The organism is Thioclava sp. NG1, assembly GCF_003122275.1.
In the GTDB taxonomy this organism is placed as follows: domain Bacteria; phylum Pseudomonadota; class Alphaproteobacteria; order Rhodobacterales; family Rhodobacteraceae; genus Thioclava; species Thioclava nitratireducens.
In genome coordinates, this window is the sequence record NZ_QFBB01000003.1 from 153,573 (window position 1) to 168,619 (window position 15,047).

At 65.7% G+C, this 15,047-nt stretch carries 14 protein-coding genes; 6 read left to right on the top strand and 8 right to left on the bottom strand.

The annotated features are described in order from the left end of the window. Positions 1–22: 22 nt before the first annotated feature. Positions 23–394: a phasin family protein gene (locus tag DEM26_RS06290; RefSeq protein ID WP_158275091.1), complete on the bottom strand. Its 372-nt coding sequence runs from the start codon at positions 392–394 to the stop codon at positions 23–25. Between the two features lie 171 nt (positions 395–565). Between DEM26_RS06290 and DEM26_RS06295 the strand changes: the two genes are divergently transcribed. Both DEM26_RS06295 and DEM26_RS06300 read left to right on the top strand, forming a co-directional pair. Continuing rightward, positions 566–1,567: a ligase-associated DNA damage response exonuclease gene (locus tag DEM26_RS06295; RefSeq protein ID WP_088722809.1), complete on the top strand. Its 1,002-nt coding sequence runs from the start codon at positions 566–568 to the stop codon at positions 1,565–1,567. Then, entirely contained in the window at positions 1,564–3,138 is a 1,575-nt protein-coding gene (locus DEM26_RS06300) for a cisplatin damage response ATP-dependent DNA ligase (protein ID WP_109171965.1), read from the top strand. Before DEM26_RS06295 ends, DEM26_RS06300 begins: the two co-directional genes overlap by 4 nt. Here the strand turns inward: DEM26_RS06300 and DEM26_RS06305 are convergent. Continuing rightward, complete coding sequence (locus DEM26_RS06305; protein ID WP_109171966.1) at positions 3,135–5,006, bottom strand: PHA/PHB synthase family protein; 1,872 nt, start codon at positions 5,004–5,006, stop codon at positions 3,135–3,137. The two genes, DEM26_RS06300 and DEM26_RS06305, sit on opposite strands and share 4 nt — an antisense overlap. Positions 5,007–5,513: 507 nt before the next feature. Between DEM26_RS06305 and DEM26_RS06310 the strand changes: the two genes are divergently transcribed. The 4 genes from DEM26_RS06310 (at position 5,514) to DEM26_RS06325 (ending at position 10,538) form a co-directional block, all read left to right on the top strand. Continuing rightward, entirely contained in the window at positions 5,514–6,992 is a 1,479-nt protein-coding gene (locus DEM26_RS06310) for an MFS transporter (RefSeq protein WP_109171967.1), read from the top strand. Positions 6,993–7,056: 64 nt separating this feature from the next. After that, entirely contained in the window at positions 7,057–7,542 is a 486-nt protein-coding gene (locus DEM26_RS06315; protein WP_152844310.1) for an Lrp/AsnC family transcriptional regulator, read from the top strand. Between the two features lie 102 nt (positions 7,543–7,644). Further along, positions 7,645–9,120, top strand: coding sequence for an NAD-dependent succinate-semialdehyde dehydrogenase (locus DEM26_RS06320; protein WP_088722813.1), 1,476 nt, complete (start codon positions 7,645–7,647; stop codon positions 9,118–9,120). A 47-nt stretch (positions 9,121–9,167) separates the two neighbouring features. Further along, entirely contained in the window at positions 9,168–10,538 is a 1,371-nt protein-coding gene (locus DEM26_RS06325; RefSeq protein ID WP_109171968.1) for an aspartate aminotransferase family protein, read from the top strand. A 21-nt stretch (positions 10,539–10,559) separates the two neighbouring features. On the opposite strand, the gene DEM26_RS06330 is transcribed toward DEM26_RS06325, so the two are convergent. From DEM26_RS06330 to DEM26_RS06355, 6 genes are all read right to left on the bottom strand, one after another. Further along, on the bottom strand, positions 10,560–10,823 hold the full coding sequence (locus DEM26_RS06330; protein WP_088734362.1) for a hypothetical protein: 264 nt from the start codon (positions 10,821–10,823) through the stop codon (positions 10,560–10,562). Beyond that, on the bottom strand, positions 10,823–11,974 hold the full coding sequence (gene lpxB / locus DEM26_RS06335; RefSeq protein ID WP_109171969.1) for a lipid-A-disaccharide synthase: 1,152 nt from the start codon (positions 11,972–11,974) through the stop codon (positions 10,823–10,825). Before lpxB ends, DEM26_RS06330 begins: the two co-directional genes overlap by 1 nt. Continuing rightward, entirely contained in the window at positions 11,971–12,786 is an 816-nt protein-coding gene (locus tag DEM26_RS06340) for an LpxI family protein (protein WP_109171970.1), read from the bottom strand. Before DEM26_RS06340 ends, lpxB begins: the two co-directional genes overlap by 4 nt. Further along, a complete protein-coding gene (gene lpxA / locus DEM26_RS06345; protein ID WP_109171971.1) occupies positions 12,783–13,580 on the bottom strand; it encodes an acyl-ACP--UDP-N-acetylglucosamine O-acyltransferase in 798 nt (265 codons plus the stop codon). The genes DEM26_RS06340 and lpxA overlap by 4 nt, the downstream gene beginning before the upstream one ends. Before the next feature lie 4 nt (positions 13,581–13,584). Further along, positions 13,585–14,046, bottom strand: a complete 462-nt coding sequence (fabZ, locus tag DEM26_RS06350; protein WP_075774887.1) for a 3-hydroxyacyl-ACP dehydratase FabZ — start codon at positions 14,044–14,046, stop codon at positions 13,585–13,587. A 122-nt stretch (positions 14,047–14,168) separates the two neighbouring features. Continuing rightward, positions 14,169–15,047, bottom strand: coding sequence for an OmpH family outer membrane protein (locus tag DEM26_RS06355; protein ID WP_109171972.1), 879 nt, complete (start codon positions 15,045–15,047; stop codon positions 14,169–14,171).

Sequence of the window (15,047 nt, forward strand, 5' to 3'; positions counted from 1 at the left end):
CCGTGCTTGCCGACCCGAGGCGTCACTTTTTTCCGACCGCCTTGGCGAGCGCTTCGCCCTCTTCGGTGGCAGAGCGCACCGCGCGTTCCGCGATCCCCGTCATCGAGGTGGCGAGCTTGGTCATCTCGGCGGTGTAATCGCTGGCCGTACGCTGCCAGAACTCACCCCAGAGCGTCATCGCGCGCATCGGATCGGCAGTTTCCGACAGCTGGTTGACCATCTCCTGATCACGCTCGAACCGGGCTTTCAGGAATTCGAGCAGTTCGATGTTCTGCGCGATCATCGATTCCATCATTTTGAGCTGCGGTGCCATCACCGAGCTTACCGAACCCATATCCGGCACTGGCATGCAGCCGGCCATGTTCACGCCGGGTGGGGATTTCTTCTCTGCCATGTAAGCCTCCCTTGTGACTGGATAGCGCAACCCTAACATGGGCGCGCCGAAGATCGTTTGATTTGGAACAATCGTCGCGCGAAAAGCTTGCCCTAGGGCGATTGCCGAAAATTTGGGCCGGGCGCGCGCCCTCGCGTATGCATTTCGAGCGTTACCGTAAGTGAAAGACCGATGGCCGAGCCGCTTCTGATCCCGCGCCCCGAGGGGCTCTATTGCCCGAGCGGCAATTTCTACATCGACCCGAGTCGTCCCGTGGCGCGTGCGCTGATCACGCATGGTCACGCCGATCACGCGCGCGCAGGCCACGGGCATGTGCTGGCCACGCGCCAGACGCTGGAGATCATGGCGATCCGCTATGGCGAGGATTTCGCAGGACAGCGGCAGGCTTACGAGGGGCCGCTCTCGGTGGGGGGCGTGGATGTCAGCTTTCATCCGGCGGGGCATGTGCTGGGCTCGGCGCAGATCGCGATCACGCATAAGGGGCAGCGCATCGTGGCCTCGGGCGATTACGCGCGCGTCGCGAACCCGTCCTGCGCGCCTTTCGAGCCGGTGCCCTGCGACACGTTCATCACCGAGGCCACCTTCGCGCTGCCGGTCTTCAAGCATCCCGATCCTGCCGAAGAGATGGCGAAGCTGATGGCCTCGATGCGCGCAGCCCCCGAGCGGCCGCATCTGGTGGGCGCCTATGCGCTGGGCAAGGCGCAGCGCGTCATCATGCTCGCGCGCGAGGCGGGCTATGACGCGCCGATCTACATCCACGGCGCGCTGCAGCGGCTCTGCGACTACCACCTGGAGCAGGGCATCCCCTTGGGCGATCTGCGCCCCGCCACGATGGACAAGGCAGAGGCGCGGGAGCTGCGCGAGGCGCTGGTGATCGCGCCGCCCTCGGCCTTTTCCTCACCTTGGGTACAGCGCTTCGCCGACCCGGTGATCTCTTTCGCCTCGGGGTGGATGCAAATCCGCGCCCGCGCCCGCCAGCGCGGCGTCGAGCTGCCGCTGGTGATCTCGGACCATATCGACTGGGTGGACCTCACGCGCACGGTGCGCGAGATCGACCCGTCCGAGCTGTGGATCACCCATGGCCGCGAGGAGGCGCTGATGCGCTGGGCGGAACTGGAGGGGCGCGTGGCCCGTCCGCTCCATCTTGTGGGCTACGAGGAGGAGCCGGAATGAAAGCCTTCGCGGTCCTTCTCGAACGTCTCGCCTTCACGCCCGGGCGCAACGCCAAGATCGACGCGCTGGCCGATTACCTGCGCCACGCGCCCGACCCCGAGCGCGGCTATGCGCTTGCGGCGCTCACCGGAGAACTGGAACTGGGCCGCGCGCAACCTGCGGTCCTGCGCGCGATGGTGGGCGAACGGGTCGATCCCGAGTTGTTCGCGCTGTCCTATGACTACGTAGGCGATCTGGCCGAGACGATCGCACTCATCTGGCCGCAGGAAAACACGCCCCAGGACCTCGATCTGGTGGAGATCGTCGAGACCCTGCAGGACACGCCCAAGACCCGCGTCGGGCCGCTGATCGCCGGGTGGCTGGACCGGCTCGAGCCCTCGGAACGCTATGCGCTCTTGAAACTCGCGACCGGGGGGCTGCGCGTGGGCGTCTCGGCGCGGCTTGCCCGGGTGGCTCTGGCCTCGCTCGGCACGCCCGAACTTGAGGAGATCGAGGAAATCTGGCACGGGCTATCGCCGCCCTATCAGCCGCTTTTCGACTGGATCGAGGGCGGCGAAAAGCCCGAGCGCGCAGGTTTTGCGCCGTTCCGTCCGGTGATGCTGTCGACTCCCACCGATCTCGACGCGCTCGCCGAGCTAACGCCCGACGACTTCGCCGCCGAGTGGAAATGGGACGGCATCCGCGTGCAGGCCGTGGCCGAGGGCGGCGAGAGGCGGCTTTATTCGCGCACCGGCGAGGATATTTCGGGGGCGTTTCCTGATGTAGTCGCGCATATGGCATTCGACGGCGCGCTCGATGGCGAGTTGATCGTACGGCGCGGCGACCATGTGGCGCCATTCGGCGATCTGCAGAAGCGGCTGGGGCGGAAATCTCCGGGCAAGGCGATGCTCGCCTCCCACCCGGCGGCGCTGCGGCTCTACGATATCCTGATCGCGGGCGAGGAGGACCTGCGCCCCCTGCCCTTCGAGGCCCGCCGCACCCGGCTGGAAGCGTTTGTTGCTGATCTCAACCCCGAGCGCTTCGACGTCTCGGAACTGCTGCCCTTCGACACTTGGGAGGATCTCGCCGAGTTACGCGAAGCGCCGCCCGAGGTGGTGATCGAGGGCGTGATGCTGAAACGTCGCGATACGCCCTACATGGCGGGCCGCCCCAAGGGGCCGTGGTTCAAGTGGAAGCGCGACCCGCGGATCATCGACGCAGTGATCCTCTATGCGCAACGCGGGCATGGCAAACGCTCGGGCTTCTATTCCGATTTCACCTTCGGCGTCTGGGAGGGCGAGCGGCTCGTGCCCGTGGGCAAGGCCTATTCCGGCTTCACCGACGAGGAGCTGCGCCGCCTCGACCGTTTCGTGCGCAATCACACGGTGGAACGCTTTGGCCCGGTGCGGTCCCTGTCGCCAGAGCTGGTGGTGGAGGTCGCCTTCGAGGGGCTCAACCGCTCCACCCGACATAAATCCGGCGTCGCGATGCGCTTCCCGCGCATCTCGCGAATCCGCTGGGACAAACCCCCAGGTGAGGCCGACCGGATCGAGACCCTGCGCGCGATGCTGCCCGAGGTCGAGCAGCCCTAGCGGGTCAGCACGTACGCCCCCGGCGCATCGCAGAGCGCGCGGTATTTGCGCCCCTTGCCCATCGGGGGCGGCGCGATCTCGGACCCGTCCCCGGTCTTGCGCAGCCATTTCGCCCAAGGCTCCCACCACGACCCTTCGCGGGGCGCACATTCCGAGGCCCAGTCCACGGCGGAGGGATGCGGCATGCCGGGGCGATGCTCCATCAGGCGGTAATGCGCCCGCGGCGCACCCGGCGGACGCACGATCCCGGTATTGTGCCCGCCCGAGACCAGCGCGAAATTCACCGCTCCCGGTAGCGACCATGTCAGCTTGAAGACCGAGTGCCACGGCGCGATGTGATCGGCCTCGGTCGCGACGGCGAAGACCGGCGTCTCGATATCCTGCAGGAAGACCGGCACGCCGCGCGTATCCATTCGTCCCTCTGCCAGATCGTTGTCGAGAAACAGCCGGCGCAGATATTGCGAATGCATCCGGTAGGGCATCCGCGTCGCGTCGTGGCTCCACGAGGCCAGCGCGCTGTCCGTCTCGCGCTCGCCCATCAGGTAGGTATGAACCGCCTGCGACCAGATCAGATCCTTCGACTTGAGCATCGTGAAAGTGCCCGCCATAGCGGTCTTGTCGAGATAGCCCTCCTCCCACATCATATCTTCGATCAGGCTCAGCTGGTCTTCATTGGTGAACAGGCTCAGCTCCCCGGCCTCGGTGAAATCGACCTGCGCAGCCAGCATCGTCAGCGAGGCGAGCCGCTCGTCGCCATCGCGCGCCATCGCCGCCGCCGCGACCGACAGGAGCGTCCCGCCGAGGCAATAGCCCAGCCCGTGGACCTTCTCCGCACCCGTGATCGCGCAGACCGCATCGAGCGCCGTCATCACGCCCTTCTCGCGGTAGTCGTCGAAGCCCAGATCGCGGTCGCCCTCGTCGGGATTTTTCCAAGAGATCGCGAAAACGGTGAAGCCTTGCCCCACGAGCCAGCGGATCAGCGAATTCGTCTCCTCCAGATCGAGGATGTAATATTTCATGATCCAGGCCGGCACGATCAGCAGCGGCACCGAATGGACCTTCTCGGTGCGCGGTTCGTATTGCAGCAGCTCGATCAGATCGTTGCGCAGCACCACCTTGCCCGGCGTCAGCGCCACATCGGTCCCCGGGATCAGCGTGGGTTCAGGCTTGGTATCGCCGGTGAGCGCCTTGACCGCATCCTCGCCCCAATAGCGCGCCCCGCGCAGGAGGTTCACCCCGCCTTCCTTCAACGTCCGCTCGATCACTCGCGGATTGGTCGCGATGAAATTCGTGGGCGCCACCATGTCGAGCCATTGGCGCGCGTAGAACTGCATCATCTGTTCGTGTCGGGCCTCGACCCCGCGCACGTCCGTCGTGGCGTTGTGCCACCATTGCTGGGCATGCAGGAAACTCTGCGCGTAGAGGGCGTACGGAAACTGCTGCCAGTCGGGCGCGGAGAAACGGCGGTCCTGCGGCAGCGGTTCGAGCGGCTGCGCCTCGACATCGTCGCTGCTGTGCGGCGCCATTGCGCGCAACAGGTGCATCCATTTGCGCCCGGCCTTCCAGCCAAGCTCGGCCTGTTTGCCGGGGCTGAGGGCCAGATGCGTCGCCCAATCGGCCCAGGCGAGGCTCAGCGAGATCGGAGACAGCCCGCCCTCGGCCCGGCCCATCAACGCGTGAGAGAGACGGTCGAGCGCCTCGAAGGAGGCCAGCGCCGCGCTGTGTTCCTCGGTCCGGGGCTGATCGGCGCCCGCGAGCTTGCTCACCACATTAGCCGATCCCGCGCCCGCCGTCGCGCCCTTGCGCGGCGACCCCTTGCGTGACGTCCCCTTGCGCGGCGGCACCTTGTCCCCGGCCAGATCCTTCATCCCGCTGTCTCCTGCCTGTGCGATTCCACGCCAAACCTAGCGCAGAAAGCATGACATTGGTTTGACCTGACGCAAGGGAGGACGCGCCCGCGGCACCTCACGGAAAACCGGCGCGATCTCACATGAACGGGAGGCGAGTGAAATATCGGAACTGCGGCATTGCTGCATCGGTTCTCCCTGCACATCTCGAGACGCAAGGGCATAGGCAAGATGGCAGGCCGGGATACGCCACCCCCCCCCCGGACATCGCCGTCGAGCGCAGATGCCTCGCGACATTCGGAAAGGCCGGGTTTCTCTCTCTCCCCCTCCCTGCCCGGGTTTCCGCGACGACCTGCTTCCGGGTTCTCTCGTCTCTCCTGCCCGGAAGCAGGCCCCATCACTCCCAACTCCCCGCCCGTTCTCGGGCGGGGTTTTTCTTTGCCGATCTCACCTGCGCGATATAGCACGGCGCTCTGCGCGCGCCCGGCGGGGTGACACCGCGCGGCAAAGTGCTAGCTATGCCCGGTCATGCTGAGCAGGCTTCGCGAAAATATCATTCCGCTGACGGTGGCGCTGTCGCTCCTGATGGAGCTGATCGACGCGACCGTGCTGGCCACCGCGATCCCGGTGATCGCGCGGGACCTCTCGGTGCCGGTGCTGTCGCTCAAGATGGCGATGGCGACCTACCTGATCGCGCTCGCGGCCTTCGTGCCGATTTCCGGCTGGATCGCGGATCGGATCGGCGCACGACGAACGTTTCTGGCCGCGATGGGTGTGTTTCTTGTGGCCTCGCTCCTCTGCGCGATCCAGACGAGCGTGACGGGGCTCGTGCTGGCCCGCGCGCTGCAGGGCATCGGGGCCGCAATGATGAGCCCGGTGGGCCGGCTCATCGTGCTGCGCCACACCTCCAAGGAGGAGATGACCCGCGCGATGGTCTATGTCACCCTGCCCGCGCTGATCGGCCCGGCGCTGGGCCCCTTCGTGGGCGCGACGGTGACGACCTTCCTTGGCTGGCGCTCGATCTTCCTGATGAACCTGCCACTGGGCGCGCTGGCGATCTGGCTGACGCTGCGCCACATGCCCTCCGACGGCCCGCCCGAGCCGAAACCATTCGATTTTCCGGGCTTCGTGCTCTCTGCCGTAGGTCTGGCCTCCGTGATGACAGGGTTTTCCGCGTTGGGCGAGCATATCCTGCCGTGGCAGGCCGCAGTCGCCCTCAGCGTCACGGGCGTGGCCCTGCTGGTCCTCTACTGGCTGCGCGCGCGCAATACGTCCGAGCCGCTTCTCGATCTGCGGCTGTTCCGGCACAGGACGTTCGACGTTTCGATCACCGGCGGGCTGATCTTCCGGCTGTCGAACGGGGCGATCTCGCTTCTGCTGCCGCTGTTCTTCCAGCTGGGGCTCGGCGCTTCCGTGATGGTCTCCGGCGCACTGACCGGGTTGAACGCCGTGGGCGCGGTCAGCCTGCGGACCTTCGTGCCGCGCATCCTTGATCGGTTCGGCTTCAAATGGGTGATGATCTGGGCCGCCGTCATACGGGGCGCCACGATCTTCGGCTTCCTCACCGTGACCAGCATCCATGACTGGCAGTTGATCCCGCTTCTGCTGATCGGCGGCGCCGCGCAATCGGTGGTCTTCACCGCGATCAACTCAATCGGGTTTGCCGATCTCGACCTGCGCGAGATGAGCCCCGCCACCGCCTTCACCGCGATGAGCCGTCAGGTCTCGCTTGCGCTTGGCATCGCGCTGGCGGGCGTGGTGCTGGAACTGACCGCCGGGGCGGCCGCAACCACCACCGGGGCCGAGATGATCCCGATCCACGCTTTCCTCTGGGGATTTGCCATCGCAGGTGCGACGGGGCCGCTCTCGGCGCTTTATTTCTTGCGCTTGCGCCGGGGCGACGCCGACGGGCTGCGCCGCAAGCGCCGGACGGTCGAGCCCTACGGCTCCTCGCGCGAACGCTTCCACGCTCCGCAGTCCAAGGAGGCGCGCGAACCGGCCGAGTGAGCCCCAGGAGAGCAGCCGGAAAATCGGGGATGCACAAGGCGTTGAGCCGGTGTAGCGTGGCGCCATGATCAAGCTCGACCCCCGCGATATCGAAATTCTGCGCGTGCTGGCACGCGAGGGCCGCATCACCAAGGCGGCGCTGGCCGAGAAGATCAACCTCTCGCCGACGCCCGCATGGGACCGGCTGAAAAAGCTGGAGAAGGCGGGCCTCATCGCTGGCTATCGCGCGACCTTCAACCTCAAGAAGCTCGGGCCGCATGTGACGCTGTTCGTGGCCGCCGAACTGGCCGATCACACCGCCGCCAGTTTCCAGACCTTCGAGCGGTCGCTCGATCAGCACCCCGAGGTCGTGGGCTGCTGGGCTCTGGGCGGCGGCTTCGACTACCTGATGCAGATCGTGACCCGCGACATCGACGCCTATCAGCGGCTGATCGACTCGATGCTGGACGCGCGGATCGGGATCGCGCGCTACTTCACCTATATCGTCACGAAGGAGGTGAAGAACGCCGCCATGCCGCCCTTCGACCTCTTCGCAGACCAAATGGACTGACGGTCGGCGGTATTTCAGCCCAAATGCGGGGCCCGCGCAGCCCATTCGGACTATTACCCTGTCAAAACGGGCGCAGAGTGATCTCAACCAAGGAGGTCTCTCATGCTCGATACCGCCATTTCCGCCCGCCCCGATATCGCCGACAAGCGCCTGCTGCGCAGCTTTGCCTATGTGAACGGTCGCTGGGTCGCCGGCGAGACGGGCGAGGTGATCCCCGTCACCAACCCCGCCAACTCGGAACGGCTGGGCGACATCACCGCACTCAGCCGCAGCCAGTCGCTAGAAGCCGTCGATGCCGCACAGCGCGCGTTTCTCGATTGGTCGACGACGCTCCCGCAGGAGCGCTCCGCGATTATGCGCCGCTGGTTCGATCTTATCATCGAGGCCAAGGATGACCTCGCGCGGATCATGGTGCTCGAACAGGGCAAACCGCTGAGCGAAGCTCTGGGCGAGATCGACTACGCGGCGAGCTTCATCGAATATTACGCCGAAGAGGCCAAGCGCCCGAATATCGAGGGCGTCACCTCGCATCTGCATGACGCAGAGGTGGAGCTGTGGCTCGAACCGGTGGGCGTCGTGGGCCTTGTCACGCCTTGGAACTTCCCCGCCGCGATGCTCACCCGCAAGGCTGCCGCCGCCATCGCGGCTGGCTGCACCGTGGTCGCGCATCCCTCTCACGAGACGCCCTATTCCGCGCTGGCGCTGGCGGAGCTGGCCGAACGCGCGGGCCTTCCCGCAGGCGTGTTCAACGTGCTTACCGGCCACGCCGCCGAGATCGTCGAGCCTTGGGGAGAAGACACCCGTGTTCGCGCGCTGTCCTTCACCGGCTCGACCGAAGTAGGCCGGCTGCTCTATCGCCAATCGGCTCAGACGGTGAAGCGACTGGTCCTCGAACTGGGCGGCCACGCCCCGGTCATCGTCTTCAAGGGGGCCGATCTGGACCGGGCGGTGGAAGAGGTCATCAAGGCGAAATTCGCAACCTCCGGTCAGGACTGCCTCGGCGCGAACCGCATCTATGTCGAGCGCCCCGTCTATGAAGAGTTCTGCCGTCGGTTCACCGAGGCCACACAGGCGCTGAGCGTGGGCATCGGCATGGACGACCCCGATATCGGACCGCTGATGAACGAAAAGGCCGTCGCCAAGCAGGAAGAGCATGTCGCCGACGCGCTGGCCAAGGGCGCGAAACTGGCCTGCGGTGGCAAGCGGCTCGACCGCGGCCCGCTGTTCTTCGCGCCGACCGTTCTCACGGATGTGCCCGACAGCGCGAAGATCATGCAGGAGGAAACCTTCGGCCCGGTCGCTCCGATCACCGTCTTCGACACCGAGGAAGAGGTATTCGATCGCGCCAACGCTACCGAATACGGGCTCGTGGCTTACGTCCATAGCCAGAACCCGAAACGCATCTACCGCGCCACGCGCGCGCTGCAATTCGGCATGGTCGCGGTCAACCGCACCAAGGTCACCGGCGCGCCGATCCCGTTCGGCGGCATGAAGCAGTCCGGCCTCGGCCGCGAAGGCTCGCGCCGCGGAATGGAGGAGTTCATGGAAATCAAATACGTCTGCCGCGACTGGGGCTGATCGCCCCGCCCGCCCGGACGCCCCAAGACAAGAAGAAGGAGAGAAAATTGCTGACCAATGACCAACTCGACAAGTGGGATCGCGAAAGCTTCTTCCACCCCTCGACCCATCTCGCCCAGCACGCGCGCGGCGAGTCCCCCAACCGCATCGTCACCGGCGGCAAGGGCGTCTTCATCGAGGATCGCGACGGCAACAAGCTGCTCGACGCCTTCGCAGGCCTCTACTGCGTGAACGCGGGCTACGGGCGCAGCGAAATCTCCGAGGCCATCGCCGAGCAGGCGAAGGAACTGGCCTATTACCACGCCTATGTCGGCCACGGCACGGAAGCCTCGATCACGCTGGCGCATATGGTCCTCGACCGTGCGCCCGATCACATGTCGAAGGTCTATTTCGGCCTGTCGGGCTCGGATGCGAACGAGACCAACATCAAGCTGGTCTGGTATTACAACAACATCCTGAACCGCCCCGAGAAGAAGAAGATCATCTCGCGCTGGCGCGGCTATCACGGCTCGGGGCTGATGACCGGCTCGCTCACGGGGCTGGAGCTGTTCCACAAGAAGTTCGACCTGCCGCTGAGCCAGGTGGTCCACACCGAGGCGCCCTATTACTTCCGCCGCCCCGATGAGGCGATGTCGGAAGAGGCCTTCACCGCCTATTGCGCCACGGAGCTGGAGCAGCTGATCGAACGCGAAGGCCCCGACACCATCGCCGCCTTCATCGGTGAGCCGGTTCTGGGCACCGGTGGCATCGTTCCCCCGCCGAAAGGCTACTGGGAGGCGATCCAGAAAGTGCTGAACAAATACGACATCCTGCTGATCGCAGACGAGGTCGTGACCGGCTTCGGACGTCTGGGGAGCATGTTCGGCTCGGATCACTACGGCATGAAGCCCGACCTGATCACCATCGCCAAGGGCCTGACCTCGGCCTATGCGCCGCTCTCCGGAACGATCGTGAGCGACAAGGTCTGGAAAGTGCTCGAGCAAGGCACCGACGAGAACGGCCCGATCGGACACGGCTGGACCTATTCGGCGCACCCGATCGGGGCGGCGGCCGGTGTCGCGAACCTCGAACTGATCGACAAGCTGGGTCTGGTCGAGAATGCGGGCAAAGTCGGCAAATACCTCAATGACCAGATGCGCGCCGCCATCGGCGAGCACGCGAATGTCGGCGATATCCGCGGCGAAGGAATGCTCTGCGCGGTGGAATTCGTCTCGGATCGCGACAACCGCACCTTCTTCGACGCCTCCGACAAGATCGGCGCGAAGATCGCAGGCGCGATGGTCGAGCGTGGCGTAATCGGGCGTGCGATGCCGCAGGGCGACATCCTTGGCCTCGCCCCGCCGCTGTGCCTGACCGAGGCAGAGGCCGACAAGATCATCGAAGTCACCGCCGATGCCGTGAAATCGGTGCTGGGCTAAGGCCCCTCGGCAGGGGTCGTCTTACGAGGCGAGCTCTGCCAGCCATGCGGCAATCGCCGCGCGGCTGTCGGGATCGGGCGAATGATGCGAGACGATGAAATCGTCGAGCCATTCGCGCCGCTCCTCCGGCGTCTTCGAACCGAGCGCCCAGCCGAGCCGTGCCATCAATCGCTCCGCATCGCGATGACAGCGCGCACAGGATTGCGTGAAAAGCTGCGCCGGATCGGGTTCGGCCAAAGCGCTTCCCGCCCAAAATGTCAGCGTCATCACCAAAAAGACGCGCATCACGCCCTCCCGAGAAACTCCAGAACCGAACGCGCCGCACGAAGGCCGGGCGGCTCGCCGCCCTCGCCCAAACGGCGCATCACCTCTTCCATCGCGGCCATCTGCTCGTCACGCGCCGCGTCTTCTTCCAGCAACTCCAGCATCTTCGCCGAAATCTCGCGCGGCTTGCATTCTGGGCCGAGGAATTCCGGGATCACCCGCGTGTCCGAGACCAGATTGACCAGCGTCACCGTGTCGATCTTGAGCATCCGCGAGATAATATGCCAAGTCAGGAAATTCGCGTCATAGGCGATGACCATCGGCACCCGGTTCGCCGCCAGCTCCAAGCTGACGGTCCCCGAGGCCGCCAGAGCGATATCGGCGGCGGCGAAAGCCGCGCGCTTGTCATCGGCATTCTCGACCACGATCGGCGCGACCGGCCAGCGCGCCGTCATCTCGCGCACCATCGGCGCCACGCCCCGCACCGTCGGCAGCACGACGCGCAGCCCCGGCTCGCGGTCGCGCAGCTGCATCAGCGCCTCGTCGAACCGCGCCCCGAGCCGCTTTACCTCGCCGCGCCGCGAGCCCGGCAGACACAGCGCCAGCGGTTGATCCTCGCCGATCATATGGGTCTCGCGGAAGGCCGCCGCGTCCGCACCGGTCGCACGCGGTTCGGCGACGACGGGATGGCCCACGAAATCGCAACTCATCCCGGCGGCTTCCATATAGGGCGGCTCGAAAGGCAGCAGCGCGAGCACGTGATCGACCACCCGCGCCATCTTCTGCGCACGCCCCGGACGCCACGCCCAGACCGAGGGCGCGACATAGTGGACCACCTTGAGATCAGGGCGTTTTTCCTTCACCAGCCGCGCGACGCGAAGGCAGAAATCGGGACTGTCGATGGTGATCAGCGCTTCGGCGCCGCTTTCGATCACATGATCCGCGGTCTCGGCGATGCGACGTTTCAGATGGCGGTATTTCGGCAGAACTTCCATCAGCCCCATGACCGAAAGCTCTTCCATCGGGAAGAGGCTGGTCAGGCCCTGCGCGCCCATTTCCTCGCCGCCAATGCCGGACCATTCGACGTGCGGCGTAAGCTCGTTAATCCCCGCCATCAGGGCGCCGCCGAGCTTGTCGCCCGAAGCCTCGCCCGCGATGACGTAGAGCCTCATGACGCCCGCGCCCAGAGAAAGAGGCCCGCTTCCTCGGCGGCCTCGATGACCGCGTCGCGGTCGAGAAGCATCACGCCGCCCGCCTCGAAGGCGATGCCGGACAGGCCAGCAGCGGCGGCGTTCTTCACCGTCTCAACGCCAATGGCGGGCAGATCGGCGCGACGGTCCTGATCGGGTTTCGGCGCCTTGTAGAAGACCCCTTTCACCGCTTTAAGATCGCCACGCAAGCCTTTGTGGCAACGCACGAAATCAAGCATTGCGTCGGTGCCCGGCAGTGTCTCGACGGCAAGGCAAAGCCCGCGCCCAACGACCGCACCCTGACCGATATCCGAGGCCCCAAGCGCGGCCACGATTTCGGCGCCACGCTCGGCGTCGTCTTCGTCCACGGCGGACGGTTTGCCGCACAGCACCCCCGCCTCGGGCAGCAATGCCGGCACTATTTCATGCGCGCCGACGACCTCCAGATCGAACTCCTCAAAGACCTCGATCACCGCCCGCAACGTCGCATCGTCGCCGGCCTGCATCGCCATGGCGAGACGCGGCACCAGCTGCGCCGAGCGCGGATCGAACTGCTCGGGATCAATCGCCGGTCGCTGCATCGCGCCGGCGAACACCACCCGCTCGATCCCGCGATCGGCCAGTTCGTCGAGAAACGGCACCAGCCGCTCGATCCGGAATCGCAGGTGATCGCCGTCCAGATCGCAGGGCGCGCCGATCATCTCGCAAACGAGGATGTCCGGCACGGCCTCTTGCACGATCGCGGGCAGACGGCCAGAGCCGGCGATCAGCGCGGTATGCTTGCCCCCGCTCATTTGCCGGGCGTAAGGAAGCTGCGCTCGGACGGGCCGAGGATGAAGTCGAGCACTTCGCGCGCCAATTCGCCCTCGACGCCCTCATCGGACAGGGTTCGCGCGCTTTCGCGGAAGCTGCCCTGACCGAGCGCCTCGACGGTCTTGCGCAATGCCGAGATTTCCTCGCGCGGGGTTCCACGACGCTTCAGCCCGACGAGGTTCAGCCCTTCGAGCCCGGCGCGCGGTCCTGCGACCAGCGCGTGCGGGATAACATCCGCCGTCACCATCGACAGCGCGCCGATGATTGCGCCGCGCCCGATGCGGACGAACTGGTGCACGCCCGAGAGGCCCCCGACGATCACGTCATCGCCCAGCACGCAATGCCCCGCCACCGCGACCGAATTCACCAGAATGACCCGATCGCCCAGCTTGCAGTCATGCGCGACGTGGCACGACGACATGAAGAGCCCGTCATTGCCGATCTCGGTCAGCCCGCCGCCGCCCTCCGTGCCGGTATTCATCGTCACGTATTCGCGGATGCGGTTGCGCTTGCCGATCTTCAGCCGCGTCTTCTCGCCGTTGAATTTCAGATCCTGCGGGATCTGCCCGAGCGAGGCGAAAGGGAACACCTCCGTCTCGTCGCCGATCTCGGTCGCGCCTTGCACGACGACATGGCTTTGCAACGACACGCCGCGGCCGAGCACGACCTCGGGGCCGACCACGCAGAACGGACCGATCCGGCAGTCCGGACCGATCACCGCCCCGGGCTCGACCACCGCGGAGGCGTGAATCTGCGCGCTTGGGTCAATGCTCATGCATTCAGCCCTGAAGGTCCATCATCGCGGTGAACTCGGCTTCGGCGGCCAGTTCGCCATTCACCGTACCCCGGCCCTCGAATTTCCAGATCTTGCCGCCGCCACGCTTCACAGAGACATGCAGCTCCAGCACGTCGCCCGGAACCACCTTGCGACGGAACTTGCACTTGTCGATACCCATAAAATAGGTCAGCAGCGGCTTGTCGATCACGTCGAGCGAAATCCCCACGACGACCGCCGAGGTCTGCGCCATCGCCTCGACGATGGTGACACCGGGCATGATCGGCTCTTCCGGGAAGTGGCCTTGGAAATGCGGCTCGTTCGCGGTGACGTTCTTGATTCCGACCGCGCCCTTGTTCGGAACGATGTCACGCACCTTGTCGATAAGCAGGAACGGATAACGATGCGGAATGATGCGCTTGATGAGCGACAGATCGGCTTCGGTATAGGGGGCGGGTTCGGTCATGAGCTGTCCTCGTTCTCGGGCAAATTGCGCCTGCGGCCGCATTAGGGCGCCGCATCACGCAATCGTCGCTTTTGGCTTGTTGCTAGCAATCGCGGCCTCGCTTGGCAAGCAGCGCGCGCCTGCTATTGCCCCGGGTTGGTGTCCGTCGGAGTGGCCTGAGTACCATCTACCACCGGCAGACCGAGCGGCAATCCGGGCGCATCGCGGGTCGCCCCGTCCAGCGTGGAATTGCCGTTGCCCTTGGGCTTCGTGTTCGGCGTCGTATCCACGAAAACGCCTGCATCACCACTCGAATCCGTCGTCGCGCCATTCGCAGGTTGATCCGGAGCGGGCTGGGAAGGCGCCGCCTGATCCGAAGGCGCGGGCGTATCGGTCGCCGCACCCGCGCTGTCATTGGAGGCGGGCGGGACCAGCGGTGTCACGCGCCCGGCCCCGTCGCCGATTTCCTTATCGACCCGCGCGCCGAGTTCCTGCGTCACGTCGGCCTGCGCGAGCCCGCGGATGATCGCGCGGGAATCGAGCACCACGACCGCACCGCGCGCCCGCAGTACCTCGTCGAGCAACGGCACCACCGTTTGGACGAAGGTCTGGTGCTCTTGATTGAGCTGGCGCTGGATCGCATCGGCCTTGGCCTTCTGGGCCTGACGAATATCGGTTGCCCGCTTGTCGAACGCATCGGCGGCTTTCTGGAACGCGTCCGAAGGCATCGTCAGCCGCTCCTCGGTGAGCTTTCGCTCCTCCGCCTCGAGCTGACTCGCGATCCGGTCATTTTCCTTGCGCAGCGCGCTCGACGCAGCCTGAATCTCGGATTGCACTCGCTTGCCCCACAGCGAGTTGTCGTAAAGCTTCTCCCAATCGAGGGTCAGAACCGCGCTCTGTTGTGCGCGTGGCCCCAAGGCCTGCGCGTCGGGAGTCTGACCTGCCGATTGCGCGACAGCCGCGCCGGGCCCGAAGGCCAGCGCGGCTGCGATAAGGGTGACGGAGATACGGCTCAGACGCAT